18 protein-coding genes and 2 tRNA genes are annotated in these 24,725 nt (G+C 48.1%); 2 read left to right on the plus strand and 18 right to left on the minus strand.

The window, feature by feature from the left end; genetic code table 11:
- Positions 1-89: 89 nt before the first annotated feature.
- The 8 genes from ICL55_RS18295 to ICL55_RS18330 form a co-directional block, all read right to left on the minus strand.
- Positions 90-160, minus strand: a tRNA-Gln gene (locus tag ICL55_RS18295).
- A gap of 120 nt (positions 161-280) precedes the next feature.
- Positions 281-1,402 carry a TlpA disulfide reductase family protein gene (locus ICL55_RS18300; RefSeq protein ID WP_188099879.1) on the minus strand — a complete coding sequence of 374 codons (1,122 nt, stop codon included), beginning with the start codon at positions 1,400-1,402 and terminating at the stop codon, positions 281-283.
- An 8-nt stretch (positions 1,403-1,410) separates the two neighbouring features.
- Entirely contained in the window at positions 1,411-2,832 is a 1,422-nt protein-coding gene (locus tag ICL55_RS18305) for a RagB/SusD family nutrient uptake outer membrane protein (protein WP_188099881.1), read from the minus strand.
- 25 nt (positions 2,833-2,857) lie between these two features.
- Positions 2,858-6,220, minus strand: a complete 3,363-nt coding sequence (locus tag ICL55_RS18310) for a SusC/RagA family TonB-linked outer membrane protein (RefSeq protein ID WP_188099883.1) — start codon at positions 6,218-6,220, stop codon at positions 2,858-2,860.
- A 72-nt stretch (positions 6,221-6,292) separates the two neighbouring features.
- Positions 6,293-7,411 (minus strand): FecR family protein, encoded by a 1,119-nt coding sequence (locus ICL55_RS18315; protein WP_188099885.1) that lies wholly within the window; start codon positions 7,409-7,411, stop codon positions 6,293-6,295.
- A 94-nt stretch (positions 7,412-7,505) separates the two neighbouring features.
- Positions 7,506-8,081 (minus strand): RNA polymerase sigma-70 factor, encoded by a 576-nt coding sequence (locus ICL55_RS18320; protein ID WP_188099887.1) that lies wholly within the window; start codon positions 8,079-8,081, stop codon positions 7,506-7,508.
- Between the two features lie 158 nt (positions 8,082-8,239).
- Positions 8,240-8,725: a DUF4126 family protein gene (locus tag ICL55_RS18325; protein ID WP_188099889.1), complete on the minus strand. Its 486-nt coding sequence runs from the start codon at positions 8,723-8,725 to the stop codon at positions 8,240-8,242.
- Between the two features lie 16 nt (positions 8,726-8,741).
- Positions 8,742-9,908, minus strand: a complete 1,167-nt coding sequence (locus ICL55_RS18330) for an MFS transporter (protein WP_188099891.1) — start codon at positions 9,906-9,908, stop codon at positions 8,742-8,744.
- A gap of 344 nt (positions 9,909-10,252) precedes the next feature.
- Here ICL55_RS18330 and ICL55_RS18335 point away from each other — a divergent pair, with 344 nt between their 5' ends.
- Complete coding sequence (locus ICL55_RS18335) at positions 10,253-10,582, plus strand: magnetosome magnetite crystal formation protein family (protein ID WP_246496426.1); 330 nt, start codon at positions 10,253-10,255, stop codon at positions 10,580-10,582.
- 167 nt (positions 10,583-10,749) lie between these two features.
- Here the strand turns inward: ICL55_RS18335 and ICL55_RS18340 are convergent, their stop codons facing one another.
- The 3 genes from ICL55_RS18340 to ICL55_RS18350 form a co-directional block, all read right to left on the minus strand.
- On the minus strand, positions 10,750-12,714 hold the full coding sequence (locus ICL55_RS18340) for a helix-turn-helix transcriptional regulator (RefSeq protein WP_188099894.1): 1,965 nt from the start codon (positions 12,712-12,714) through the stop codon (positions 10,750-10,752).
- A 308-nt stretch (positions 12,715-13,022) separates the two neighbouring features.
- Positions 13,023-13,421, minus strand: coding sequence for an acyl-CoA thioesterase (locus ICL55_RS18345; protein WP_188099896.1), 399 nt, complete (start codon positions 13,419-13,421; stop codon positions 13,023-13,025).
- 73 nt (positions 13,422-13,494) lie between these two features.
- The gene (locus ICL55_RS18350) at positions 13,495-14,247 is read right to left on the minus strand and encodes an SDR family NAD(P)-dependent oxidoreductase (RefSeq protein ID WP_188099898.1); all 753 of its coding nucleotides are present in this window, start codon (positions 14,245-14,247) and stop codon (positions 13,495-13,497) included.
- A 119-nt stretch (positions 14,248-14,366) separates the two neighbouring features.
- On the opposite strand from ICL55_RS18350, the gene ICL55_RS18355 reads away from it, so the two are divergent.
- Positions 14,367-14,714 (plus strand): winged helix-turn-helix transcriptional regulator, encoded by a 348-nt coding sequence (locus ICL55_RS18355; RefSeq protein WP_188099900.1) that lies wholly within the window; start codon positions 14,367-14,369, stop codon positions 14,712-14,714.
- A 66-nt stretch (positions 14,715-14,780) separates the two neighbouring features.
- Here the strand turns inward: ICL55_RS18355 and ICL55_RS18360 are convergent.
- The 7 genes from ICL55_RS18360 to rpoC all read right to left on the minus strand — a co-directional run bounded on the left by ICL55_RS18360 (position 14,781) and on the right by rpoC (position 24,661).
- Positions 14,781-14,851: transfer RNA gene (locus ICL55_RS18360), tRNA-Gln, on the minus strand.
- Between the two features lie 106 nt (positions 14,852-14,957).
- Entirely contained in the window at positions 14,958-15,998 is a 1,041-nt protein-coding gene (locus ICL55_RS18365) for a glycosyltransferase family 9 protein (RefSeq protein WP_223151497.1), read from the minus strand.
- A gap of 9 nt (positions 15,999-16,007) precedes the next feature.
- Positions 16,008-16,613 (minus strand): DUF4254 domain-containing protein, encoded by a 606-nt coding sequence (locus tag ICL55_RS18370; RefSeq protein WP_188099902.1) that lies wholly within the window; start codon positions 16,611-16,613, stop codon positions 16,008-16,010.
- A gap of 646 nt (positions 16,614-17,259) precedes the next feature.
- Complete coding sequence (locus ICL55_RS18375) at positions 17,260-18,708, minus strand: APC family permease (RefSeq protein ID WP_188099904.1); 1,449 nt, start codon at positions 18,706-18,708, stop codon at positions 17,260-17,262.
- An 88-nt stretch (positions 18,709-18,796) separates the two neighbouring features.
- Positions 18,797-19,411 (minus strand): OmpH/Skp family outer membrane protein, encoded by a 615-nt coding sequence (locus ICL55_RS18380; protein ID WP_188099906.1) that lies wholly within the window; start codon positions 19,409-19,411, stop codon positions 18,797-18,799.
- 139 nt (positions 19,412-19,550) lie between these two features.
- Entirely contained in the window at positions 19,551-20,243 is a 693-nt protein-coding gene (locus ICL55_RS18385; protein ID WP_188099908.1) for a DUF4397 domain-containing protein, read from the minus strand.
- A 122-nt stretch (positions 20,244-20,365) separates the two neighbouring features.
- Positions 20,366-24,661 (minus strand): DNA-directed RNA polymerase subunit beta', encoded by a 4,296-nt coding sequence (gene rpoC, locus ICL55_RS18390; RefSeq protein WP_188099910.1) that lies wholly within the window; start codon positions 24,659-24,661, stop codon positions 20,366-20,368.
- Positions 24,662-24,725 lie beyond the last annotated feature (64 nt).

Here is a 24,725-nt window from a genome sequence, read left to right on the forward strand (position 1 = left end):
CGATAACGGGAAACAAAAAACCGCTACATCACTGTAGCGGTCCTGAGATTTTTGAGAGTTTTCAATGGGAGTAGTTACTCTCTTTCTTGTTGCCCAACCTGGATTCGAACCAAGACAAACAGAACCAAAATCTGTCGTACTACCATTATACTATTGGGCAATCACCAATGGGTCGCAAAAGTAGAATTTTTTTTATAAAAAACAACTATCATAAAAAATTTCTTTAAAAAAAGGCTGAACGGCCCAGCCGCTCAGCCTTTGCAGGATGATTGGTTTTTGCTTATTCTCCGTATATCGCTTTCAGTTTCTTGTCCAGCTCATCACCTTCACTCCCGTAACGCCCGATGATCACGCCTTTCGGGTCAATCAGGATTTTTGTAGGCAAAGAATGAATACCATATTTGAGTGAAATATCGTTCGGATTATCTTCGAGTCTCGACATATCAAGCCCTCTCAGCACATGTTTCCATGGCAGATCATCTTTGGCCACGGCCGTTTTCCAGGCCTTTTCATTTCTGTCGTCATCAGAGATACCGATGATCTCCCAGCCCTTGGATTGATAACGGGCATACAATTCCTTAAGATGCGGATTGCCTTTGCGACACGGTACACACCAGCTGGCCCAGAAATCGAGCAGCACATATCTTCCTTTGTACTGGCTCAGCGACAGACTATTGCCTTGTATATCTTTGGCGGTAAAATCGGCTGCCACGGCTCCGGGTGAACCATGACGAAGGCTGTTGAGCTCATCAGCGATGTATTTGGCAAAACCGGAATGTTGAGTAGCTGCGCCCAGTTTATCGTAGTATTGCTGCAGCGTATCGAGAGGAAGGTCTGCCACGTGATAGCGCAGCATATAGGCCGTCAGTGCGGAGGTAGGATACTTGCGGAAGTAGTGATAGTCGGCCTGATCATTTTCCTCAAAGAAAGGGGCCAGTCTTTCGCGGATAGCGGCGGCGGCGTCATGATTTTTTTCATTCCGCAGAGAATCCAGCCTGGACTGATGTTTTTGCTGAATGAGCGCTTTCTCCTGTTGTAATTCCCATACACCGGCATTGGCGTTGTTACCGCTCATTCTGCCGAGGCTTAGCTTATTTTCCGCAGCGGTGAACTGCTGCGAACCAGGCATCAGCACTACCAGCGCCGGACTATCGTCTCCCCTGCCACTGCGGATATAAGTAACAGCAGGGCCAACGATCTCCCCTCTTACGGTGAAGCGCCCGTTTTTTAGTACCACGGAATCAAAATTTCTGTTACCGGTAACATCTTCGTACATCAGGTAAAGTTTACCATTAGGTTGGTCGGTAACTTTCCCGTTGAGCACAAAAGGTTTTTTCTCCTGAGCATAAGCGAAGGCGGTAAGCGCCATACACCCGATGATGGTGGTGGTGATCTTTTTCATATGACGGATTAAAATGGATTTTGTGTAAGATTAGGATTGACAGTCACCTCTGTGGCTGGCAGCGGATAAATCATACTGTTGTCTGAGGCGGGAAGGTTGATATGACTACCGGGTACAGTACTGCCGGCATAATCACGGACAACCGGCAAACCATTACGCAGCAATGCTGCCCTGCGACGACCGTTCTCAAAGGCCAACTCTACTCTCGCTTCATCCAGGACCACTTGCAAGGCACTGGGCCGCCCATGGAGATCAGACAGCTGATACAGGCCACTACCGGTAATGCCTGCACGCTTACGCAACAGGTTCACATCGTCCAGTGCTGCCTGTGGATTATTGGTAGCATTGGCTTCTGCACGTATCAGGTACATATCGGCCAAACGGAAAACTACCGGCGAACTAACAGCCGTATTACCGTTCTGCACAAATTTGGTGGTGAAATACCTGTCACCGCTGGCGGTGGATAACTTACTATAAAATCCCAGCCGCACATCGCCGGTGGTCTCGGTCAGTAAACTCAACAACGGAGCTGCAACCGCCGCATACTTTGTCTGTGTATAACTATAACCCAGGCCATAGAATCCTTTTCCCTGGCCATCTACACTTTTAATAGTGAAAATGGTTTCTTTGTCCGTTGCGTCGCTGTGGTCTGTATTGAAATAAGTGAGATAAGTGTTGCCCGTCACCAGTGAATATTGATTACTGTTGATGACTTTCTCCGCATAAGTGATTGCTTTGGCATTATCTCCTGCATTCAGGTACAGATCAGCCAGGGCAGCCCAACACGCGGCTTTGCCGGCATAGGCGTTCGACTTCGTTTCAGATAGCATACCGGCGGCTTTTTCATAGTCAGCTGCTGCAAGCGCATACACTTCTTTGACGGTATTTCTGAAAGGCAGTAAGGCAGGATCGGTGGAAACCACATAGGGCACACCCGGATTAGCGCCTGCATTTTGTACATATGGCCTGCCAAATGCCTGTACCAGCTGCATATGCAGCAACGCACGCAGAAAAAGGGCTTCTCCTTTTAACTGCAACAGCCGGGGCGCCGCGTCGTCGGCAATAGCATTGATCACCATATTGGCGTGATAAATGGCTTTATAGGCATTTTGCCACGCCTGAATATCCATCATCGAAGCGGTACGTTTAAAAGAATAACATTCAATACCCGCAGTGGTAGCATTGTTGCCCGCCTTCATCACCTCCACATTATCAGTGCTCAGCTCTACCAGGTTCATGTAAGGCGTCAGGTACTTGTAATTATTCACCAGCGAATACACACCACTCAAGGCTGATTTCAGGTTTTCATAACCATTCAATGCTGTCTCTGCATCGAGGTCTGTCTTCGGCTTGAGGTCCAGGGCACTTTTGCAGGAACAGATCAGCATAAACGAAATAATACCGATGATGCTCAACCGTTTTATATTCATAGCCATTTGTTTTTAGGATGTTAGATTAAAATGTTACCTGTATACCGGCAAGAAACCTTTTGGTAAAAGGCACCTTGCCCGCATTTTCTTCTCCGAAATTGTTTTCCGGGTCCATACCGGTAAACTTCGTCCAGGTGGCCAGATTATCTCCGGAAACAAAAACATTCATTTTAGACACATGCAGCTTCCTCACCACCTTCTCGGAGAAAGCATAACCCAACCGTACGTTCTTCAACCGCAGGAAACTGGCATCTTCCACATATCTTGAAGTAGGGAAATAGTAGTCCACCTTATTACCTGCTTTCGGCAGATCAGCGATATCACCGGGATGTTGCCATCTTACCTGCCCGGATGCAGGAGCGGCATTGTTTGCCTGTACATCAGCACCATCCAGGTCCAGATCGGCACGGGTACGGTTCAGCATCTTCAGGCCGCCGAAATAACTAAGCATCACACTGAGGGAAAAGTTTTTATAACTGAGGTTGTTCGACATACCGCCAATGTATTTAGGGTTGCTATTGCCCAGTACCTGTAGTGTGGCCTCTCCGGGATTATTGGTGTAGTTTACTTTTCCCGTCAGGTTGCCGCTGGCATCTTTTTCCAGTACTTCAAAGCGGGACTCGCCTGTCTGAGGGTCCACACCGGTAAACACAGGCATATAGTAGCTTCCCATCGGGCTGCCTACCACCTGTGCGTTACCACTATATTGACCATTATACAGCAGGTTGGCGCCTGGCTGCAGCTCCAGCACCTTGTTGTTATTATAGGCAAAAGTGAGGTCTGTAGACCATTTCACGGCGGTATGCTTCAACTGCCGGGTATTTATGGTCGCTTCTATGCCCTGGTTGCGGATGCGGCCCATGTTCTGATAATAGGTGTTACCGCCACTGGTTGCCGGCGGGGTAACGCGCAACAGCAACCCTTTATTCAATTTGTTGTACAGCTCCACGGAAACGGATACCCTGTCCCGGAAACCGGCATCAATACCGATGTTGGTGGTATATTGCATTTCCCAGTGCAGGTTGGGATTTCCCTGTGCGCTTTGTTTGGTAGTGCTCTGACGGTCATACAACTCATCAGTGGGAGAATAGCTGTACAGGGAGAGATACTGGTAAGGCCCCAGCGGCAGGTCATTACCAGAAACGCCGTAGCTGAAACGGAGTTTAAGCAGATCGATATTTTTAGCATTACGGAGGAAATTCTCTTTGCTCAACTGCCACGCGCCACTGAAAGCATAGAAGTTACCATACTTATTGTTTTGCCCGAACTTGGAAGAGCCGTCCCTTCTGAAACTGGCCGTAGCAAAATATTTTCCATCATAGCTATAGTTCAGTTCTGAGAAGAGGGACAGATAAGCAGTTTCGGTGATTTCATTTCTGAAAGTGAGCGTCTTGGGGTCCCCTGCGTTAATAGCACGGATACCGGGCTTCAGGCCATACACGGAAACAGCGGTATTTTTTGCTGTCACCTGATTAAATTCAAATGCCGCCAATCCGGTAATACGATGCCTGTTGAAAGATTTATCCACCTGCAACATCTCCGTGGTGATAATATTATTGATATTGCCGGGAGACAGTGCATATAGCCCGCCGCGGGTGGCGTAAAAACTGGTCGGATCAGCAGGATTCACATAACGCTCTACGTCCCTGTTGATGAAGCTGTAACGGTTCCGCGAATTAAACGTAAGCCAGTCGGTCAGCTTGTAACGCAGCGTCAGATCAAAAGCGCCGATGGTCATTTTATTGGTGGCGTCACTTAAACCCTTGCCATACATAGGATTGAAGTTGGCGCCACTGTACCAGCCTTTTTCATCCGGACCGCCGATTTTGGACGTACCATCACTATAAAAAGGGGTGTCCCATGGCATGATGCTAAATGCATCGCTATAGGGGTTGTAAAAACCACCAGACTTCATACTGGAATTGGAAATGCTGGCGTTGGAAGACAGCGATAGTCGTTCTGTAGCCTGAAAGTCCACGTTAAAGCGGAAATTGTATTTCCGGTAGCTGTCTGTTATCAGCGGTGCGATCTCATTAAAATAATCTCCGGAAGCATAATATTTCACACGCTGGTCACCACCGGAAATCCACACATTGTAATCCTGCGTCTGGCCTGTCCGCAGAAACAGATCGTTCCAGCTGGTGTTGTATTTCAGTACGCTGTCCGGCACCATCGTATGTACATAATCATTTACTGCAGTTTCACTGGCGCCGGGGTTGGCATCCAGATACTGGTTCCGGTAAATCTGCTGCTGCAAATCGAAACGTTCCCGGCTGTTCATCACCCGGAATTTTCCGAGCGATGCTTTATTGGCGCCATAGGTAACGCTGGCGCCTATCTTTGTGCCGCCACCGGCGCCGCCACGTTTGGTAGTGATCACCAGTACGCCGTTGGCAGCCCTTGAACCATACAGGGCGGCTGAAGCAGCGTCTTTCAATACGGTAACAGAGGCTACGTCTGTGGGAGAAATATTGCTGAGTGGATCAGTGTCTGTGCTGTAATCCTGAATGATACCGTCAATCACGACCAACGGTTGTGTGGCATTACGTCCCATCGATCCTTTACCGCGAATAACGATGGTAGAAGAAGTATTGGAACCGGTATTGCCGCCACTGAGCGACACGTTCATGCCAGCCACTTTTCCCTGTAAATTATCGAAGATGGATTGTGTGGTAGTGGTTTGCAGTTCTTCTGCGGTCACCTGCGATACTGCGCCGGTGAGCTCTCCCATACGTTTGTTGCTGTAACCGGTTACCACCACCTGGTTCAGCGCACGCGGCGTTTCAGACAACGCTACATATAACGGCCCGCTTACCGTATCCGTTTTTATCTTCCGGCTATCATAACCGATGAAAGAAAAGTCCAGCTGCTGACCTTTGCCGGCATACAATTGAAAATGGCCGTTGCCGTCTGTTACGGCGCCATTGGGCGTACCTTTTACCCGTATAGTCACACCCGTTAGCGGTGTACCGGAAATGGTGGTAACAGTGCCACTCACCAACGGATGATCTGCCGGTTGTTCGGACGTAGTGCCCTGGTGACCGCCTTTTGCTGGCTGCAGCGTGGTGATGTACACATTTTTCCCCTGAATACGCCAGCTGTATTGTTTTCCCAACACGGTCTGCAAGGCTTCCTGCAAGGATACCTGTTGCAGGTCGACAGAAATATGCCGGTTCAGGTCTACTTCTGTATCACTGTAAAAAAATTCATAGGAGGTTTTCTGTTGGATCTCTTTCAAAACAGCTTTTACACTCCTGTCTTTCATAGACAAAGTAATGGTGGCTTTGTGCGACTGGGCGCTGACAGTCATTGTTCCTTCGAAGACAGTCAGGCAGGAACAAAGCAATACGGCATGAAAACGCAGTGACCAGCCTTTGCGAAAAGGCATAGGTATCCCCTTTAGTTTCATCACTATTAATTTTGGTTAATAAAAAATCGGCTGAGTGCTAATACCCGCAGACTATTTTTTTGTCACTGTTATGGTTGGTCCCTGTAACAAAAACGAAAATTGGTTGGTGCTGTTATTCAATGACTGGATACATTCTCCCAGTCCCTGTTCTTTATTAATATAACAAGTAAAATACTGTCCTGCCAGTTGTTGTTCGTCTGCCTTTATATCAATATCATACCATCTTGAAATGGTTTGTAGGATGGCTGTAAGCGGTTTATTATGAAAACGTATCCAGCCATCTTTCCACGAAGTAAACTCTTCAGTGTCTACCTGTATTACCTGTAGCTGGTTGCCGGACACAACAGCCTGTTGCCCTGGTTGCAACACCTGATCTTTTCCTGCCGTCTGTACCTTTACTTTTCCGCTGACCAACGTAGTAAGCCCCTGTTGTTCCCCTTCATACCGGCGGACACAAAAAGCCGTTCCGAGTACCGTTATATCCTGTGTGCCTGTATGTACCACAAATGGTTGTTCCGCTTTGGCTGCCACTTCAAAATACACTTCTCCTGTTACCGTCACCGCACGCTCAACACCTGTAAAAACGGAAGGATAGGAAATGCTGGACTGGGCGTTCAGCCAGGCTTTGGAGCCGTCGGGCAATTGCACCTGATAGTTGGCGCCCCGTGGCGTACGCAGGGTATATTGTTCCGGCTTTTCTGCAGCTACCTGCATATGGCCATTTTGTACATCCACCCGGTTGCCTCCCAGCATAAAACTGCTGTCTTTTCCATGCAACGTTACTTCTTTGCCTCCTGCCTGTAATATGGCGAAATTGCCGGCAGGCTTTTGCTGCGCCGCGGCCAGCGTATCCGCTGCCGGTGAGTTTTGTCCGGTCCGCTGCATCAGCCAGTAAGCGCCGGCAACCAGTAACAAAACAGCGGCAGCTGCGCGCCAGAGCGTTCGGATGGGACGATGCCGCACTATAGCTGGTGCAGTGTCCTGTGTTATACGCGCCCACATTCCATGCGTATCAAAAGACTGTTGCAGACGCCACTCCTCCACTACCCGGCGCAGCTGCCCGGGTTCCTCCAGCAGCACAGCCCTTGCAGGGTCTTCCTGCAACCACGACTGTACAACAGGATCTTCCGGTTGAAGTTCCCCGCTCAGTATTGCGGATAATATGTGCATGTCTGCCTGTTCCATGGATGAAGGGCCGTTGTTATGATGACACGAATAGTTTGAAAATGTACTACGCCGGTAAGGGATTTTTTGAAAATATTTTTTATCTCCTCAGCAAATCCAGCACCAGCAAACAAATCAGCTCCAGAAGAATATTATTCCTCAATATATCATAGGCCTTCGCCACCTGATTTCTCACGGTAAATACAGAGATACCCAGTTCCTCCGCCACTACCTTATATTTTTTCTGCTCGAGACATACTTTCTCAAATACTACCCTGCATTGTTGCGGCAATGCGGCAATCACCCGTTCCAGCTGCTGTACCCGATGTTGTAACTGCAACTCCTGCTCCAGGGCATCTTCTTCCGCCGGCATATTTTCCGGCAGTACCTCACTTGAAATGGCAGGGTTATCTCTTAAATAATTCAGACAGGCATTGTGTACAGCGCGGTAGGCATAACGTTGGGGAGGGACCTGTATGCTGATCTGGCTGCGCTTTTGCCATAAGCGCGAAAAAAAATCCTGCACAATATCTTCTGCGGCCTGCTTGTCCTTTACAATACGCAGGGCATAGGTACACAAACCCGCCGCCGTACTTTTAAAAAATCGTTCAAAAGCGGCCGGATCGCGTTGCAATTGCTCCCAGGAGTGATTTTCCGATTGGTCCAGTTGGTTCAAATTAATATTCGAAAGGAATGCTTCAAATATATAAATTAAAATCAAAAAGCCCTGCTACCCTCGGAGGTAGCAGGGCCGGTTCCTGTATTCGTGTGCAAAACACAGTACAATAGCCCCGGCGGGCACCGGGGCACTATAACTTCAACGACTATACGATTTTATTTCCCGGAGGTGGAACCGGCGCCAATACCTACTGCCAGCAGATCTTCCATACCACCGGCGAAGCCATCTTTCACCTTGTATTTTTTACCGGCATATTTGCGCAGGTAAAAAAAAGCGTAAGATGCTGCTACCGCCGCCACGGCCCCTACCAACGCACCACGCCATGCTTTGTCGCCGCTGGCCTGGTACAGGGTAGCTCCCGCCAGTCCGCCGGCTGCCGCCCGCCCGGCAAGCGCACCCGGGATGATGCGGTCTTTTATGCCGGGCACTTTGTCGACCACCATCTCACCGGCAGCCATGGTCTGCAGGCCACGCATCACATTTTCCCGCTGCATAAATCCCAGCGGACTACCTTTCAGCTGCCGCGACGGGTAACGGTTGGCATACTGGCTTGCAAACGCAGGCCCCATGGTGCTGCGCATACCAGATACCATACCCAGGCCAACGGCCCGCACTAATGTGGAAAGAATGGATTTTTTCATACCGGCGTGGGCACAATCATTGTGCCACGCATACCGGCGCCGATGCCCGCGCACGGAGAAAGGCCCGCAGCAATACTGCTATAATGGCCACCACACCAAAAGCCATCCCTACCCATGGCGCGTAAGCCACACTATGTGTCGCTATCACCATGCCGCTCACGGCAGTCCCTACCGATACACCCAGGTTCCCAAAAGATACCGCCAGACTGTTGGCAAATTCCAGCGCATCCGGCGCGGCAGAGATCATATTCACCGCCCCGGCCAGAATGGAGGGGGCATACCACAGTCCCCACAGCGCAATAACGCCCATCACCGGCACCCCCTCATATCCACACCATGCCAGCGCAAACGGAATCACGATCGTGCCGCTGAGCAACAACAGCGTCACCGCCACCATATGGCTACCGATCACCTTCCCCGCCAGCCAGTTACCCACCACCCCGGTAATACCGAACAGTAACATCATACTGCTGATCATCGTCTCACTCATCTGTTTCTCCTGACCAAGGTAATCGGCGAAATAACTATAAGTGCTGAACCAGGCGGCAATCATCATAAAATTGATAAAGGAAGTAAGCAGGAAATCTCCCCGCTTTAGGATCCTCAGCTGGTCACCATAAGATTTTGTCTCCGTCACCGGCATCGGCGGCAGCAACAACCATATACTCAAACTGGCTATTATACTCACTGCCGTCTGCATCATAAATGCGCTCTGCCAGGTAATATGCCCAGCCAGCCAGGTCGACAGCGGCACCGTCGTTACGGTGGCAATACTGATACCTCCCATCACAACAGACATCATACGAGGGGCCTCCTTCGGCGGCGCCGCCGATACAGCCGCAGCGATAGCGGTAGAAATATATACCGGCTGCAAAAACGCCGGCAACATCCTTAACACCAACAGTAACCAGAACGGAGGCGCCATCGCCGATCCCAGGGTAGAGAGGATAAACAACCCCATCGACCATAACATCACCTTTTTCCGGTCAAACCCCGACGTCAGCAGCGTCATCACCGGGCCGGTCAATGCAATGACCAACGCAAAAGCACTCAGTAACACACCCGCCTTGTCAATACTAATTTGATAGTGAGCGGCCACCTGCGGCAATATTCCGATAATGCCAAATTCTGTTGTGATAATGCCTACTACGCCCAGACAACCGATATATGCTAATTTCTTCATGGAATATGCTTCTTTTTCCAGCGAAATTAGATAGTAAATACCTCCACAACGGTAGCTACAACCAATTGTGTGGAACTAACAAAATTGTAAGTTCATGGACAAAAGAAGACAGGAAGATCATTGCTATCGACCAGCAGCATGAGGTAACACCCTTCAAAACAAACAATATAACAAATTGATTATAAATAAATTACAAAGGCTGTAGATCTTTTGTAGATACCCTCTCGTACGGCCTGTAGACCCACTGTAGTATCTACAAATGCAGGAACGATTTTACACCCGCCTACCTTTGTGCTGTTTCCATTTTATCCTTTTATCATTTTTTAAAAATCAACAGCGCAACTATGAAGACAAAACAATGGGCTATCGTCGCTTACATTACGATCATCGGATGGATTATCGCATATGTAAAAAATAAGGAGAGCAAAGACACTTTTGTTAACTACCATCTGGAACAGGCACTCGGCCTGGCTGTAGCAGGCCTGTTATGGTCTGTAGTGGCAGGCGTTCTGTTAAGTATTATCCCCGCGCTGTCTGCGGTTTTCTCCGTACTGGGCCTGCTGCCGCTGGTATTTATGGTATTTGGGATTATCAATGCCAACAGTGGTGTTCAAAAGCCGGTACCGGTAATCGGAAAGTTTTTTGAAAACCGATTTGTTTTCCTGCAACAATAGACTTGCCCGAACATTTCATCCATAACCCCAACTTTCATCCAAACCCCAGGTTCATCCAAACCCCGTTTCATCCATTCCCCATTTTCATCCTAACCCCGGTTCATCCATTCCCCATTTTCATCCAAACCCCGGTTCATCCTACCCCACTTCATCCGGCCCCAATTTCTTTAACCCGCTGCGTCTTCGCTCAGCGGGTTATTTTCTCTCCAGGCCATCAGATAGGCATCCAGTCCTTCCTCTTTACCCAGTCCCAGCTTTTGTTTGATGCGGTACCGCGACATCAGAATGCTCTTCGGCGCCACGCCAAGGTGGGAAGCGATTTCTTTGGTGGACAGTCCAATCGAAATATAGGAACAGTGCTTCAGGTCCAGTTTGGTAAGACTGTTACCGGCTTTTTCCTGCAGCTTCCGGAAAAATTCCGGATGAATGTTTTCAAACTCTGTCCGTGTAGTCTCAAAGTTTTTGTCCATTCGTTTATGCGTCTCAATCATCCGGGTGATCTGTTTGGCCAGGTCGGGCTGTACGGCTTTCTCCCGAAGCTTTTCCTGCAACGATTCCAGCAACTCATTTTTCTGCTCCACCTGTAATGTACCCGCCAGCAGGTCTTTCTGTAACTGCTCCTTCTGGGTTTGTATCAGCTGTTGTTCCGCCTGCAAACGTGCCGCTTCCTCCGTTTGTAAGCGGACCTGCAATTCTGCTTCCTGTTTTTCCAGCTGCAGACGCAGGGCTTCTTCTTCTTTCAGGCGTATCTGTAATTCGCCGTCCTGCTTTTCCTTCTCCAGCAACTTCTGTTGCTGAATAGTGTTCTGTAACCGGAAATGGTAGGACCGGAACAGGTACACCAATGCCACCAGGCAGGCAACGATCAATCCTATATATACGATATTGAGCTTGCGGTTAAACGCGGCTTTTTCCTGAAGCGTTACCAGCTCCTGTTCCCGTTGGCGTGCCTGGTACTGGGCTTCCAGCTTTTTGGCAATAGCCATACGGTCCACATCATAGGCTTTGGCGTAATATTTACTGTATTCCCGGGCATATTCCAGGGCTTTGGGGAGATCACCTTTCTTCTCCGCCACGTCAGACAAGGCTTCCATCAGATGGGCCATCAGCCGGTTATCCGGAGCCGGATAGGTTTTCAGTGCGATCAGCCCTGCCAGTAACAGGTCAGATGCCCGGTTGTAGTTGCCATCATTCATGGCAAAAGTGCTCATCATGCCATAACAACTGGCCACCACCTCCTGTTGATCGGTTTCCTTACCAATCTTCAGGGCGATATCCAGGTAGTGCTGCGCACTGTCCCGGTATGTACGGGGAAAATATTGATCGTACAGGTTGGCGGTATTCAGTGCCAGCAGGGCGATCATGCTGTGAAAACTGATACGGGGCGCATTGCCTTCATAAATGGCAATGGCTTTACGGTTGTAGTAAAGCGCAGAATCCAGCAGTTCCCGTTTGGAGTTGTCTCCGTTAAACTGGTATTCAAAACTGGTGGCCATGGCCTGATAACCATTACAGATATCATCAGGGTCCGAGCGGGACAGGGCAGAAGCCAGACAGGCTTTTGCATAACGGTACTGCGTCTCCGTATCGTTCCAGTCAGCATAAATGGAGGCCAGATTATAATATACATTGGTTTCGTAGATGTTGCCGGGCAGGCCTTTGCCCAACTTCAGCGATTCCTGAAAGCTTTTCACGGCTTCATGCGGCTTGCCGGTACGATTTTCAAGCCATCCTTTGCGGTACCATACGCTGGCCAGTGTCAGCTGATCGCCCGATTCCCGGGCAAACAGAAAAGCGCTGTCCAGGTGATGTGACGCCAGTGCAGTGTCTTCAGCGGTATATTCCAATGATACCAGCGCGGAATGCGCCAATGCTTCATATTTACGGTCTTTAAGCGTACGGCTCATCTGCAGGGCTGTCTGCGTGCTGGCAATGGCATCTTTCCTGCTGCCATCTACCAACGCCCGTCCCATCCTGATGCGGGTCATCACTTGTTCCTCTGGTGTTAGCCCCGGTTGTTGTAATACCCGTTTCAGGGAATCCTGGACGGTCTGGGCAAAACTACTGGCCGTCAGTAGGGTGAACAGGGTTACAAACACTATTACTACCCGCATTTTTAGGATATGGTTCATGCGGCAAAAATACAACTTGTAGAGGTTTTGTAGATGGGTAAAAAAACAGATTGTAGTAAGCATGTAGATGCTACAAATGCTGAAGATCCGCTACAGGTAAGTACTTTTGCTTCACAGAGTTCATCTACAGTGATCATGAAAGGATATTGGATTGAAAAACCGCCTGCCTGACGCTGAACTCCACGAGCGAATAATTAACCGGCCTGATCCGTTGTAGTTTTACCCACTCTTTTTTAACGGAATAAAAAAGATAATGCAGCAGTGGTCCCCCGCTGCTGCATTTTTAGTTGATGGTAATATCCTGCGCTTTATACTTCGTCTTCCCGTAAGCGTTCATCAGTGTAAGTGATCTTCGTTCTGCCATGTGGCGTCGGTTGGCCTTTCTCATCCACACTCACAAACACGATCTTGTCAATGGTCAGGATGCTCTTCTGGGTGATCTTATTCCGCACCTCACAGGTCAGCGTCAGCGATGTCCGTCCAAAATGCACTGCCTTAATACCTAATTCCACAATGTCGCCCTGTCGGGCAGAATTGATAAAATTGATTTCCGACATGTACTTGGTCACACAACGGTTCGTACCTAACTGAATAATGGAATAAATGGCCGCCTCTTCATCGATCCACCGCAGCAAACTGCCGCCAAACAAAGTACCATGCGCATTGAGATCTTCTGGTTTTACCCATTTGCGTGTGTAGAAATTCATGCATCCTCGTTTTTGAAGATGTAAAACTAGGCAATTTTCTCAACTGCGTCCTGACGACCGGCTCTCTTCAACATTACATGAGATATCCCCCTGAAACGGAAATTCTTTCTCCCGTAATCCAATAGGCATCATCAGAAAACAAAAAAGCAGCTACTTTCCCGATATCTGCCGGCTGTCCCAATCGGCCCAGGGAAGTATTATCTATGATCTTTTGACTAAGGCCACTCTTGAATATGCCGATTTTGTGCGCTCCTTCCGTTTCTGTCAGGCCAGGAATGATGGAATTCACCCTGATGTTTCTGCTTCCTAATTCCTTTGCGAACACACTGGTCAGCATATCTACAGCTCCTTTTGTGGCTGTATAAACGGCAGTACCAGCATCAACATTCCTTGTTCCCATAGAACCGATGTTGATGATATGACCACCATCCTTAAAATATTTCAGCGATTCCTGAACAGTCAGTATTGTTCCAAGAACGTTGATATCGAATTGCTGATGAAACTCCTCCTCCGTGATATGCTCTATGCTGTTAAACACATACACTCCCGCGTTATTCACTACGCCATCTATTTTTCCGAATTCATTGATGGTTTGTCTGAACAATTGCTGAACATCCTTTTGTTTGGACACATCGCCCTGAATGGCAACAGCCACGCCCCCATTCGACCGGATAAAATTGACCACGGCATTAGCATCCGTTTCACCGGATACATAATTAACGACCACCTTAGCTCCTGCCGCCGCCAGTTCTTTTGCGATACCAGCGCCAATTCCCTTTGAACCTCCTGTAACAATAATTACCTTCTCCTTTAGTTTCAATTCCATGATTAAATCGATTTAAATATTGAAGGCAATATTATATGATTAACACCCTGAAGGCAAGTATGTACTTTTTTGTATCTTAGTTACCGAAAAGAATGTATTATTGATAATGAATTAGTTAGATGGAAAATAAATTGGAAATTTGTCAGCCTACCTGTTCGGTCGATTACGCTTTCAGGCGAATAGGGGGAAAATATAAGGGAAGGATACTTTGGTATTTGCAGGAGCATAAGACACTGCGCTACGGCGCCCTCAAACGCATCCTCTCTGATGTTACCACCAAGATGCTGACACAGACATTGCGGGAGCTGGAAACTGATAATTTAATCAATAGAAAAGTCTATCACGAAGTACCGCCCAAAGTAGAATATTCCCTGACTGAAACAGGCGAAGAATTAATTCCTTTCATTGATTATCTCAGACAGTGGGGTGATAGGCAGATTGAAAAAGCGAACAGGCAACCTCAATAGAAGAAATTATGGTCTAAAATATATAAAACGACAAAGCCGCTCAATGAGCGGCTTTGTCGTTTTTCGTTGCCCAACCTGGATTCGAACCAAGACAAACAGAACCAAAATCTGTCGTACTACCATTATACTATTGGGCAATCACCTTGTTGTTTGGGATGGCAAAAGTATAACTTTTTTTATTTCTGCAAAAAAAACTTGCAATATTTTTCAAATATCCTTCAAAACCCGCTTTGACAAAGCGTCTTAACGGATAATACTTATTACTTTTTCCGTTATTTGTTCCGGTTTGATCCATTCCATACAGGCATGGTCGCCTCTGAAGCAGGGTTTGTTGCCAAAAACTGAACAGGGCCGGCAGGTCAGATCAGTGATCTGTACGGCATACTGTTCCGACTGTCCATAGCCCATAAAACCGGCATATGGATGGGTGGCGCCCCATACAGACACCACTGGCACCCCATACAAGGAGGCCAGGTGCATATTGGCAGAATCCATGCTGATCATCACATCCAGCTGGCTGATAAGCGCCAGTTCCTCTTCCAGCGTAAAACGGCCGGCTACGGATACAGCCTGTGGATAACGTGCCGCCAGCTCATTTAGCTGCGCTACCTCGGCTTTACCGCCGCCAAATAGCAACACCCGGTACGTGCCGTCTTTTATGAGCGCTGCCAGCGCCATTTCCAATTTAGCCAGCGGATACATTTTCTCCCGGTAAGTGGCAAAAGGAGCCAGTCCCACCCATGGCTGCGTGTTTTTAGCGCCCGTAACTGCCAATACCCGCTCCGGAAGCGGTCGTGGCGCAAAAACGGGTTGTGTGCCCATGGTACAGCGCAACCCCAGCTGCCGGAAAACCATCGCGTAACGCTCGATGGTGCTGGTTTGCGGCTGCAAAACCTTGTCTTCCTTGCGGGTAAGGGCCTTTTTGCCTGCACGCCCTTTGTCTATCGCAGCAACCGGTTTACCTGCCAGCCGGAAAAAGGTACGCACGATCTTAGACCGCAGCACATTGTGCAGGTCCGCTACGGCATCAATCCGGTATTGACGGCTGATACTGCGGAACAGACGATATAATCCGGGCACGCCTTTATGTTCGCCTTTTACATCGGCCGGGAAAAATACCAGCCGTGGTATGCCGGCACACAGGGCGCCCCAGTTTTTATTGGTCACGAAAATGATCCGGACCTCCGGATTTTCGTCCAGTACCTGTTTCATGACCGGCACGGTCATCGCTACGTCTCCGAGGGCGGACAAACGGGTGACCAGTATAGTGGTAGTAATTGCCAAGGAAGCCGGTTATTTTTCACCCTTGTATAATACAGGGTTCAGTGAAGGATCGTTATACATCTTCATCTGCTTGTACACTTTCATGTACTTTCTGCCCGCTGCAATGTCTGCCAGCAACGTTTCTATCGCAGTGCTCAGATCAGTGCGCTGCTCCAGCAGGATGTTAAGCTTACGCTGACAAGCCTCGCGGTGCGCTGGCGTAGCATCCGCACGGGTAGCCTCTTCCTGCATGTGGTATATCTTCAGCGCCAGGATAGACAAGCGGTCTATCGCCCATGCCGGACTTTCTGTATTGATTTCCGCATCTGCGGCAGGTTTGATGTCTTTGTACTGCTCCAGGAAATAACTATCTATATACTCCACCACGTCAGTACGCTCCTGATTGGAACGGTCGATCCACCGCTTGATATCCAGCGCCTCTACCGGGTTTATCTGCGGATCACGGATAATATCTTCCAGATGCCATTGTACAGTGTCGATCCAGTTTTTCATATACAGCAGATGCTCGATACTGCTCTTTTCATAGGGATTGCTGATGGCCTGATGCACATCATTGTACCGGTGATAATCCTGTATGCTCCGGTCAAATATACTATTGGAGGTGGTTGTAAACATGCTGCAAAAATAACCATCATTTGATTATTTGATTATTTAATCATTTGAATATTTTAAACAGCCCTCGCCCGGTTCAATATCTAAATAATAAAATAATCCAATACCCAAATAAAAAAGAAGCGCATGGTAGAGACCATACGCTTGTTGTAAAAGATTGTCATGTGAATGTTCGAGAATGCAAATCGTGTAGGCTTTTAATGGTTATCTTGGGGTTGAGATACCTTTCTATCGCCTGATATTTTTCATACTCTATGAGAATGATGTCCATAGAACACCATTGTTGGCAATAAATATTTTTCTGGTAATTTCTTTAGATGTAGAAATATATATAATACTCCGATGGCTTATAACATTTGAGGGTCCATAAAATAACATACAACTATCTAACAAATACTCCAGGGCATACATTCCATAGTTCAATAAAAACTGATGCTGCATGCAGCGTTTACTCCGTTGTGATGTGGCATTGCCATTTTTTTTCTAGCTTTTCTTGCTATAGGGTTTTCTTCAATCCAGTAGGGTTTCAACCGCACAAGTCCGTTCATTTGTCTTAGTGCAAATTAAGAGGGGCCACTGCTAATAAAACCGCAGTGACCCCGAAATCTTATACAACGTTCGTGTTAAATTTGCCTTTTTGTTGTCCTTTTTAGCTAGAGATCGCTTTTCCCTTGCTCCGCATCGCCAGAAAATACAAAGGAATACCCAATAAAATGATCCCCAAACCAGGTAAAGTATAGTTGGTTTCGAAAATCAGCAGCAGTGCAGCCAATGAAAGCGCCACTACCACATATATCATCGGTAGCACCGGATACCCGATTGCTTTATAAGGTCTTTCCAGATCAGGACGCTTCTTTCTCAGGATAAAAATGCCCAGAATGGTCAACACATAAAAGATCAACACTCCAAATATCACCAATGCCAGCAGGTCGTTGTAGCGACCGGTAAGGCACAGCAGGGATGCCCAGAAGCATTGAATCCACAGTCCACGTGCAGGCACAGCATTTTTGTTCAGCTCACCGGCTTTGCGGAAAAACAATCCATCCTGCGCCATGGTATAATAAATACGGGCGCCGGACAGGATCAGCCCATTATTACAGCCAAAGGTGGATATCATGATCATCACTGCGATAATACCGGAACCGATGCCACCAAAGATCTTCTCCGCAGCGGCTACGCCCACCCTGTCATTGGCAGCGAAAGCGATATCATGCAAAGGCAGTACCGCCAGGTACATCAGGTTGCAGCTCACATAAATAATCGTCACGATCAGGGTGCCCAGAAACAACGAACGACCAATATTCTTGGCCGGATTCTTAATTTCCGCTGCAATGAAGGTCACGTTATTCCACGCATCGCTGGAGAACAGAGAACCTTTCATGGATACGGCGATAGCGCCAAAGAAAGCCAGCCCCGACAAGGATTTAATGATGGTCTCCCCGTTTACTGCTTCCATGGAGAAGTGATTCCACGGGTCCTGCCAGTTAGCATTCCAGATCTCTGCTTTAGCGCCGAGCAACAGGCCGAAAACGATCAAACCGAACAGGGATAACAGTTTGGCCATGGTAAACACCGTCTGTATTACTTTACCGTGTTTTACGCCGCGTGTATTGATATACGTGAGCAGGATGATGGAAACGATCGCCACCAGCTGCGCTGCGGATATCTGGAACACCGGCTTTAGCTCCATGTTGAACGACAGGAGAATGTTCTTCTCACTAAATCCCGGGATCAGGTAAGCGGTAAATTTGGCGAAAGCCACTGCCACAGCGGCGATGGTGCCCGTCTGAATAACGCCGAACTGGGTCCAGCCAAATAAAAAGGCGATAAAAGGATTGTAGGCTTCACGCAGATACACGTACTGTCCGCCTGCTTTGGGAAACATGCCGGATAATTCGCCATAGCTGAGCGCAGCAATGAGTGTCACCACACCTGCCAATACCCACATGGCGGTCACCCATCCGGCACCGCCCACGCTGCGGGCTATTTCTGCAGTGACAATAAAAATACCGGAACCTATCATGGAACCGGCTACAATCATGGTGGCGTCTAATAAGCCAAGGGTAGGCTTAAATGAATTGTTTTGGTTGATGTCCATATAACGGTAGAAATTAAAAAATCCCGGCTCTTTTGGGAACCGGGACTATAAGGTAGACAAATTTTTCAATGTTTGCCTGTTATTTTCTTTATTTGGCAGCAGGTGCTTCAGCGCCTTTTTCGTTCATGCCTTTGATCACATCAGCAGTTACGTCGAAAGCCGGATCAGCATACAGAATATTGCTCTGGCCGGTACGGTAAGAGAAGATGTAAGAATAGCGTTTGTCGGAATTAAAGGATTTCAGAAAATCGTCCAGTCTCTTCTGCAGCTCTTCGTTGAATTTAGTTTCGTTCTGGGCATATTCTGCACGCATATTCTGTGCTTCCTGCTCCAGTTGTTGTTGTTTAGCCATCAGGGAACGTTGCGCGGATTCACCCTGCTCCTGTGTGAGCGTGGATGCTTTACGCTGCAGGTCCTGATATTCAGCCTGTAAAGCCCTGGCTTTAGCTTTCAGCTGATTGTCCATCCCCTGTTGCTTTTGCTCCAGTTCGGATTTCTTTTGTTTAAAATATTCAAAATGCGCTTCCAGAGAGTCCAGGTCTACGTAAGCAATTTTGAAACCCGCTGCCGGAGCGTTCGTACCCGCTGCGGGAGTGCTCGCAGGCGCATTGTTGCCAGCCTTGTTGCCGTTGCAGGCCATAAATAAACCGGCTGCTAATGCCGCTAATAATCCTTTTGACACGAATTGTTTACAAGTGCGCATGTTGATAGGTAGATTTAACTCCTTTTAAGGTTTTAAAATTGAAGGGCTAAAATAAAGCTTTTACCGGATTTTCAAATCCGGATTCTCATTTTTAACGAAGCTTTTTGCTACAGCCCAGTGCGTTACAACCCACTTTGTGTTAATTGTGGGTGATCGTGAAAGTTTTAAATGTAGCTGCATCCAGCGCATTCCCTACAGTCACCATGGTATAGATCTTCCCCGGCTTTGACGGAAAGTCAAACCTGCTGGGAATAATGGTACTGTCATCGGTACGACGGAAATTAAAATGATAGACACTATCTCCCGGCAACGTGATATAGGGAGTGAATTGTGTAAATCCAATCCCTCTGAAGATCCTGTTATCCTGTGAAAACAAGTCCATCGCTACTGCCTGGCCGTTAGGTCTGAAAGCATAGCTGAGACTTACGACCCGGAATTTCATATCCTGTGGTGCCGGAGGTGTCAGGTCATCTTCCAGGGTACGGAATATATTTAGCTTGTTGGCAGAGTCATAGCCGATATAAGCGGAGAAAAAACGTTTATTACGCAGATTGATTTGCCCGATAAGCTGTTTAGTTTTACCCGGATCACTCGCGTCTACCAGGTACATGGTATACAATTGCGCCCTCATGGAACGGTAAGTCGAGTTTTTTCCGAAAGCCACTTGTGTTGCTACTTGTGTGGTATCCAGCCAGATGTCATATACTTTGTCCGGGATACCGTTAAAAAACATAAAGCTGGAAGAGGTTACAGGAATGGCAGAATCACTATTCTTCTTACAGGCCGTCATAACTATCAGCCATCCCAATACTACAATAAGCAGTTTTTTCATGAATTTCCGGATCGTTTTAAAACCGGATGTAAAGTACTAAAAAAGAAGAAGCCCTCATCGATTTTCATCAATGAGGGCTTCCTCTTTTATTTCGTTGCCCGGGGCTTTAGCTCCGGAACAATTTATTCTTCTTCGTCAAACTGGAACACTTCTTTGGAAGATGCCAGGATGTCGTATTCTTCTTTAGAACCTACGATCATATTTTCAAATTCACGCAGACCTGTACCAGCAGGGATCAGGTGACCGGTAACGATATTTTCCTTCAGACCGGTCATATCGTCGATCTTACCGTTGATAGCTGCCTGAGACAGTACTTTCGTGGTTTCCTGGAAGGACGCAGCGGAAATCCAGCTACGTGTACCGAGAGACGCTTTGGTAATACCCTGGAGCAGCGGGCTGGATGTAGCCGGTTGTGCATCACGGAATTCTACCAGTTTCTTATCGGCGCGGCGCAGCAGGGAGTTTTCTTCACGTACCTGACGCAGGGTCACAATCTGACCAGCTTTCAGTACAGCAGATTCACCCGCTTCGGTTACTACTTTCTTATCAAAGATCATATCGTTCTCTTCGAAGAAGTCGAACCTGTCTTCGGTATCGCCTTCGAGGAAGCGGGTATCTCCAGGATCTTCGATGTTTACTTTGCGCATCATCTGACGAACAATCACCTCGATGTGTTTGTCGTTGATCTTTACACCCTGTAAACGGTATACTTCCTGGATTTCATTTACCAGGTATTCCTGTACGGCAAACGGACCTTTAATAGCCAGGATGTCTGCAGGAGTAGTAGAACCATCAGACAGGGAAGTACCAGCCTTCACGAAGTCACCGTCCTGTACCAGGATGTGACGGGTCAAAGGCACCAGGTATTTCTTGATCTGACCTTCACGGCTTTCGATGATGATCTCACGGTTACCACGTTTGATGTTACCAAAGGCTACCACACCGTCGATTTCAGAAACGATGGCAGGGTTGCTCGGGTTACGTGCTTCAAACAGCTCTGTTACACGTGGCAGACCACCGGTGATGTCTCGCAGTTTACCGATGATACGAGGGATTTTTACGATTACCTGACCAGCTCTCACATGATCACCTTCAGAGATCACGATGTGGGAACCTACCGGCAAGTTGTAAGATTTCACCTCTTTATTACCATCTACATAAATAGACGGGATCTTGTTTTTGTCTTTGGTTTCGATAACCACTTTCTCGCGGTGACCGGTTTGTTCGTCCGCCTCTTCACGGAAGGTAATACCTTCAATGATGCTGTCGAAACGAATGTTACCCGGTATTTCAGACACGATAACGGCGTTGAACGGATCCCAGGTACAAATCTGGTCACCTTTGGCCACTTTCTGTCCGTCTTTCACCAGCAGGGTAGAACCGTAAGGGATGTTGTTGGTTACCAGCAGACGGTCATTTTTCACGTCCATGATACGCAACTCACCGGTACGGCCGATAACCACCTGTACTTTCTCACCTTCGTTGTTTTCGTAGGTGGTAGTACGTAAGCCATCGAACTGGATAGTACCGTCAAATTTAGCCTGCAGGCCGGATTCAACGGAAGTAGAACCAGCAACACCACCCACGTGGAACGTACGCAGTGTCAACTGTGTACCAGGCTCACCGATGGACTGTGCAGCGATGATACCTACGGCATCACCACGCTGTGCAGTGTAACCGGTAGCGAGGTTCTTACCGTAACATCTTACGCACACGCCACGACGGCTTTCGCAAGTCAGTACGGAACGGATCTCTACAGTTTCGATCGCGCTGGATTCAATTTTATGAGCGATATCCTCGGTGATTTCTTCACCGGCACCAACCAGCAGCTCCTCGGTGTGAGGATCAAACACGTCGTGCAGGGAAGTACGGCCCAGGATACGGTCGTACAGTGTTTCGATCACCTCTTCGTTGTCTTTCAACGCTGCGGTAGCGATACCACGCAGGGTGCCGCAATCCTCTTCGTTGATCACCACGTCCTGCGCAACGTCTACCAGACGACGGGTCAGGTAACCAGCATCCGCCGTTTTCAACGCCGTATCCGCAAGACCCTTACGGGCACCGTGGGTAGAGATGAAGTATTCCAATACGTTCAGACCATCTTTAAAGTTGGACAATACCGGGTTTTCGATGATCTCAGAACCGGTAGAACCACTCTTACGCGGCTTGGCCATCAGACCCCTGATACCTGCCAGCTGTTTGATCTGCTGTTTGGAACCACGCGCACCGGAATCAAGCATCATGTACACAGAGTTGAAGCCCTGTTTGTCTGTTGCCAGCTCACGGATCAGGGTTTCTGTCACCTTCGTATCCACGCGGGACCAGATGTCGATGATCTGGTTGTAACGTTCGTTGTTGGTGATCAGACCCATGTTATAGTTGTCCCAAACCTCGTCTACCTCACCGGCAGCAGCATCAATCATTTCCTGCTTAACTTCCGGAATGATCAGGTCATTGATGTTAAATGACAGACCACCGCGGAACGCCATGCGGAAACCTAATTGTTTGATGTCGTCCAGGAATTTGGCAGTTTTTGGAATATCTGTGTATTTGATGATATCACCGATGATTTCACGCAGTGATTTCTTCGTCAGCAGGGCATTTACATAGCCAGCTTCCTTCGGTACAAACTGGTTGAACAGTACGCGGCCTACGGTAGTTTCTATGAGTTTGTTTTCCAGATTGCCTTCAGCAGTTCTCACGGTAGTTTTTACACGGATGTGAGCGTGCAGGTCAATTCTGTCTTCGTTCAGTGCGATGATCACCTCTTCAGCAGAGTAGAATGCTTTGCCTTCACCTCTTACCACCACATCGCCCTGGGTTTTCTTACCCTTGGTGATGTAATACAGACCGAGAACCATGTCCTGAGAAGGCAGGGTGATCGGCGTACCGTTCTGCGGGTTGAGGATGTTGTGAGAAGACAGCATCAGCAGTTGGGCTTCCAGAATAGCAGCGTTGCTCAAAGGCACGTGTACCGCCATCTGGTCACCATCGAAGTCGGCGTTGAACGCAGAACACACGAGCGGGTGCAACTGGATCGCTTTACCTTCCACCAGTTTAGGCTGGAACGCCTGAATAGACAGACGGTGCAGGGTCGGAGCACGGTTTAACAATACCGGGTGACCTTTCAGTACGTTTTCCAGGATATCCCAAACCACCGCTTCTTTCCGGTCAACCAGCTTTTTCGCTGATTTCACGGTTTTCACGATGCCTCTTTCTATCAGTTTACGGATGATAAATGGTTTGAACAGCTCGGCAGCCATATCTTTCGGCAGACCGCACTCATGCAGTTTCAGTTCAGGGCCTACCACGATAACGGAACGACCGGAGTAGTCCACACGTTTACCGAGGAGGTTCTGACGGAAACGACCTTGTTTACCTTTCAGCACGTCGGAGAGGGATTTCAGGGCACGACCACCTTCCGCTTTCACCGCATTGGATTTACGGGAGTTGTCGAACAGGGAATCCACCGCTTCCTGCAGCATACGTTTTTCGTTACGCAGGATCACTTCCGGTGCTTTAATTTCGATCAGACGTTTCAGACGGTTGTTACGAATGATCACCCTGCGGTACAGATCGTTCAGGTCGGAAGACGCAAAACGGCCACCATCCAACGGCACTAATGGACGCAGTTCTGGTGGTACTACAGGGATATATTGCATGACCATCCATTCAGGACGGTTTTCTACGCGGCTGTTGGCGTCACGGAAAGCTTCCACCACGCTCAGACGTTTCAGCGCTTCCGCTTTACGTTGCTGGGAAGTTTCAGTAGCGGCCTGGTTACGCAGCTGGTAAGAGAGGCTGTCCAGATCGATACGGGCCAGCATCATTTCCACCGCTTCAGCACCCATTTTGGCAATGAACTTGTTGGGATCTTCATCCGGCAACAGCTGATTGTCTTTAGGCAGGGTATCCAGGATATCGAGGTATTCTTCTTCCGTGAGCAGGTCACCGTAGTTCATGCCTTTTTCCTGTTTCGCACCCGCCTGGATGACTACGTATCTTTCGTAGTAAACGATGGTTTCCAGCTTTTTGGAAGACATTCCCAGCAGGTAACCGATCTTGTTAGGGAGGGATTTGAAATACCATATATGTACAACAGGCACTACCAGACGGATGTGACCCATTCTTTCACGACGTACTTTTTTCTCCGTTACTTCCACACCACAGCGGTCGCATACGATACCTTTATAACGGATACGCTTATATTTTCCGCAATAGCATTCGTAGTCCTTTACGGGCCCGAATATTCTTTCGCAGAACAGACCATCACGTTCCGGCTTGTAAGTACGGTAGTTGATGGTTTCTGGTTTCAGCACCTCACCGTATGAACGCTCCAGAATAACATCCGGAGAAGCCAGACTGATGGTAATGCTGTTAAAATTTGATTTAGGACGATTTTCTTTTTTGATAGCCATCTGTTATTAGCTTTTAGCTGTTAGCCGTTGGTGTTAAGCCAGCGACAAAAATTTTATTCCTGCG

Source organism: Chitinophaga varians, assembly GCF_014529945.1.
Classification (GTDB): domain Bacteria; phylum Bacteroidota; class Bacteroidia; order Chitinophagales; family Chitinophagaceae; genus Chitinophaga; species Chitinophaga varians.

Excerpts from the sequence above, each read along its gene's own strand:
- ICL55_RS18310 (WP_188099883.1), bottom strand. The coding sequence starts at position 6,220 with ATGCCTTTTCGCAAAGGCTGGTCACTGCGTTTTCATGCCGTATTGCTT.
- ICL55_RS18355 (WP_188099900.1), top strand. The coding sequence starts at position 14,367 with ATGGAAAATAAATTGGAAATTTGTCAGCCTACCTGTTCGGTCGATTAC.
- ICL55_RS18350 (WP_188099898.1), bottom strand. The coding sequence starts at position 14,247 with ATGGAATTGAAACTAAAGGAGAAGGTAATTATTGTTACAGGAGGTTCA.
- ICL55_RS18375 (WP_188099904.1), bottom strand. The coding sequence starts at position 18,708 with ATGGACATCAACCAAAACAATTCATTTAAGCCTACCCTTGGCTTATTA.
- ICL55_RS18370 (WP_188099902.1), bottom strand. The coding sequence starts at position 16,613 with ATGTTTACAACCACCTCCAATAGTATATTTGACCGGAGCATACAGGAT.
- ICL55_RS18345 (WP_188099896.1), bottom strand. The coding sequence starts at position 13,421 with ATGAATTTCTACACACGCAAATGGGTAAAACCAGAAGATCTCAATGCG.
- ICL55_RS18340 (WP_188099894.1), bottom strand. The coding sequence starts at position 12,714 with ATGAACCATATCCTAAAAATGCGGGTAGTAATAGTGTTTGTAACCCTG.
- ICL55_RS18315 (WP_188099885.1), bottom strand. The coding sequence starts at position 7,411 with ATGCACATATTATCCGCAATACTGAGCGGGGAACTTCAACCGGAAGAT.
- rpoC (WP_188099910.1), bottom strand. The coding sequence starts at position 24,661 with ATGGCTATCAAAAAAGAAAATCGTCCTAAATCAAATTTTAACAGCATT.
- ICL55_RS18380 (WP_188099906.1), bottom strand. The coding sequence starts at position 19,411 with ATGCGCACTTGTAAACAATTCGTGTCAAAAGGATTATTAGCGGCATTA.
- ICL55_RS18325 (WP_188099889.1), bottom strand. The coding sequence starts at position 8,725 with ATGAAAAAATCCATTCTTTCCACATTAGTGCGGGCCGTTGGCCTGGGT.
- ICL55_RS18335 (WP_246496426.1), top strand. The coding sequence starts at position 10,253 with ATGAAGACAAAACAATGGGCTATCGTCGCTTACATTACGATCATCGGA.
- ICL55_RS18300 (WP_188099879.1), bottom strand. The coding sequence starts at position 1,402 with ATGAAAAAGATCACCACCACCATCATCGGGTGTATGGCGCTTACCGCC.
- ICL55_RS18385 (WP_188099908.1), bottom strand. The coding sequence starts at position 20,243 with ATGAAAAAACTGCTTATTGTAGTATTGGGATGGCTGATAGTTATGACG.
- ICL55_RS18305 (WP_188099881.1), bottom strand. The coding sequence starts at position 2,832 with ATGAATATAAAACGGTTGAGCATCATCGGTATTATTTCGTTTATGCTG.
- ICL55_RS18330 (WP_188099891.1), bottom strand. The coding sequence starts at position 9,908 with ATGAAGAAATTAGCATATATCGGTTGTCTGGGCGTAGTAGGCATTATC.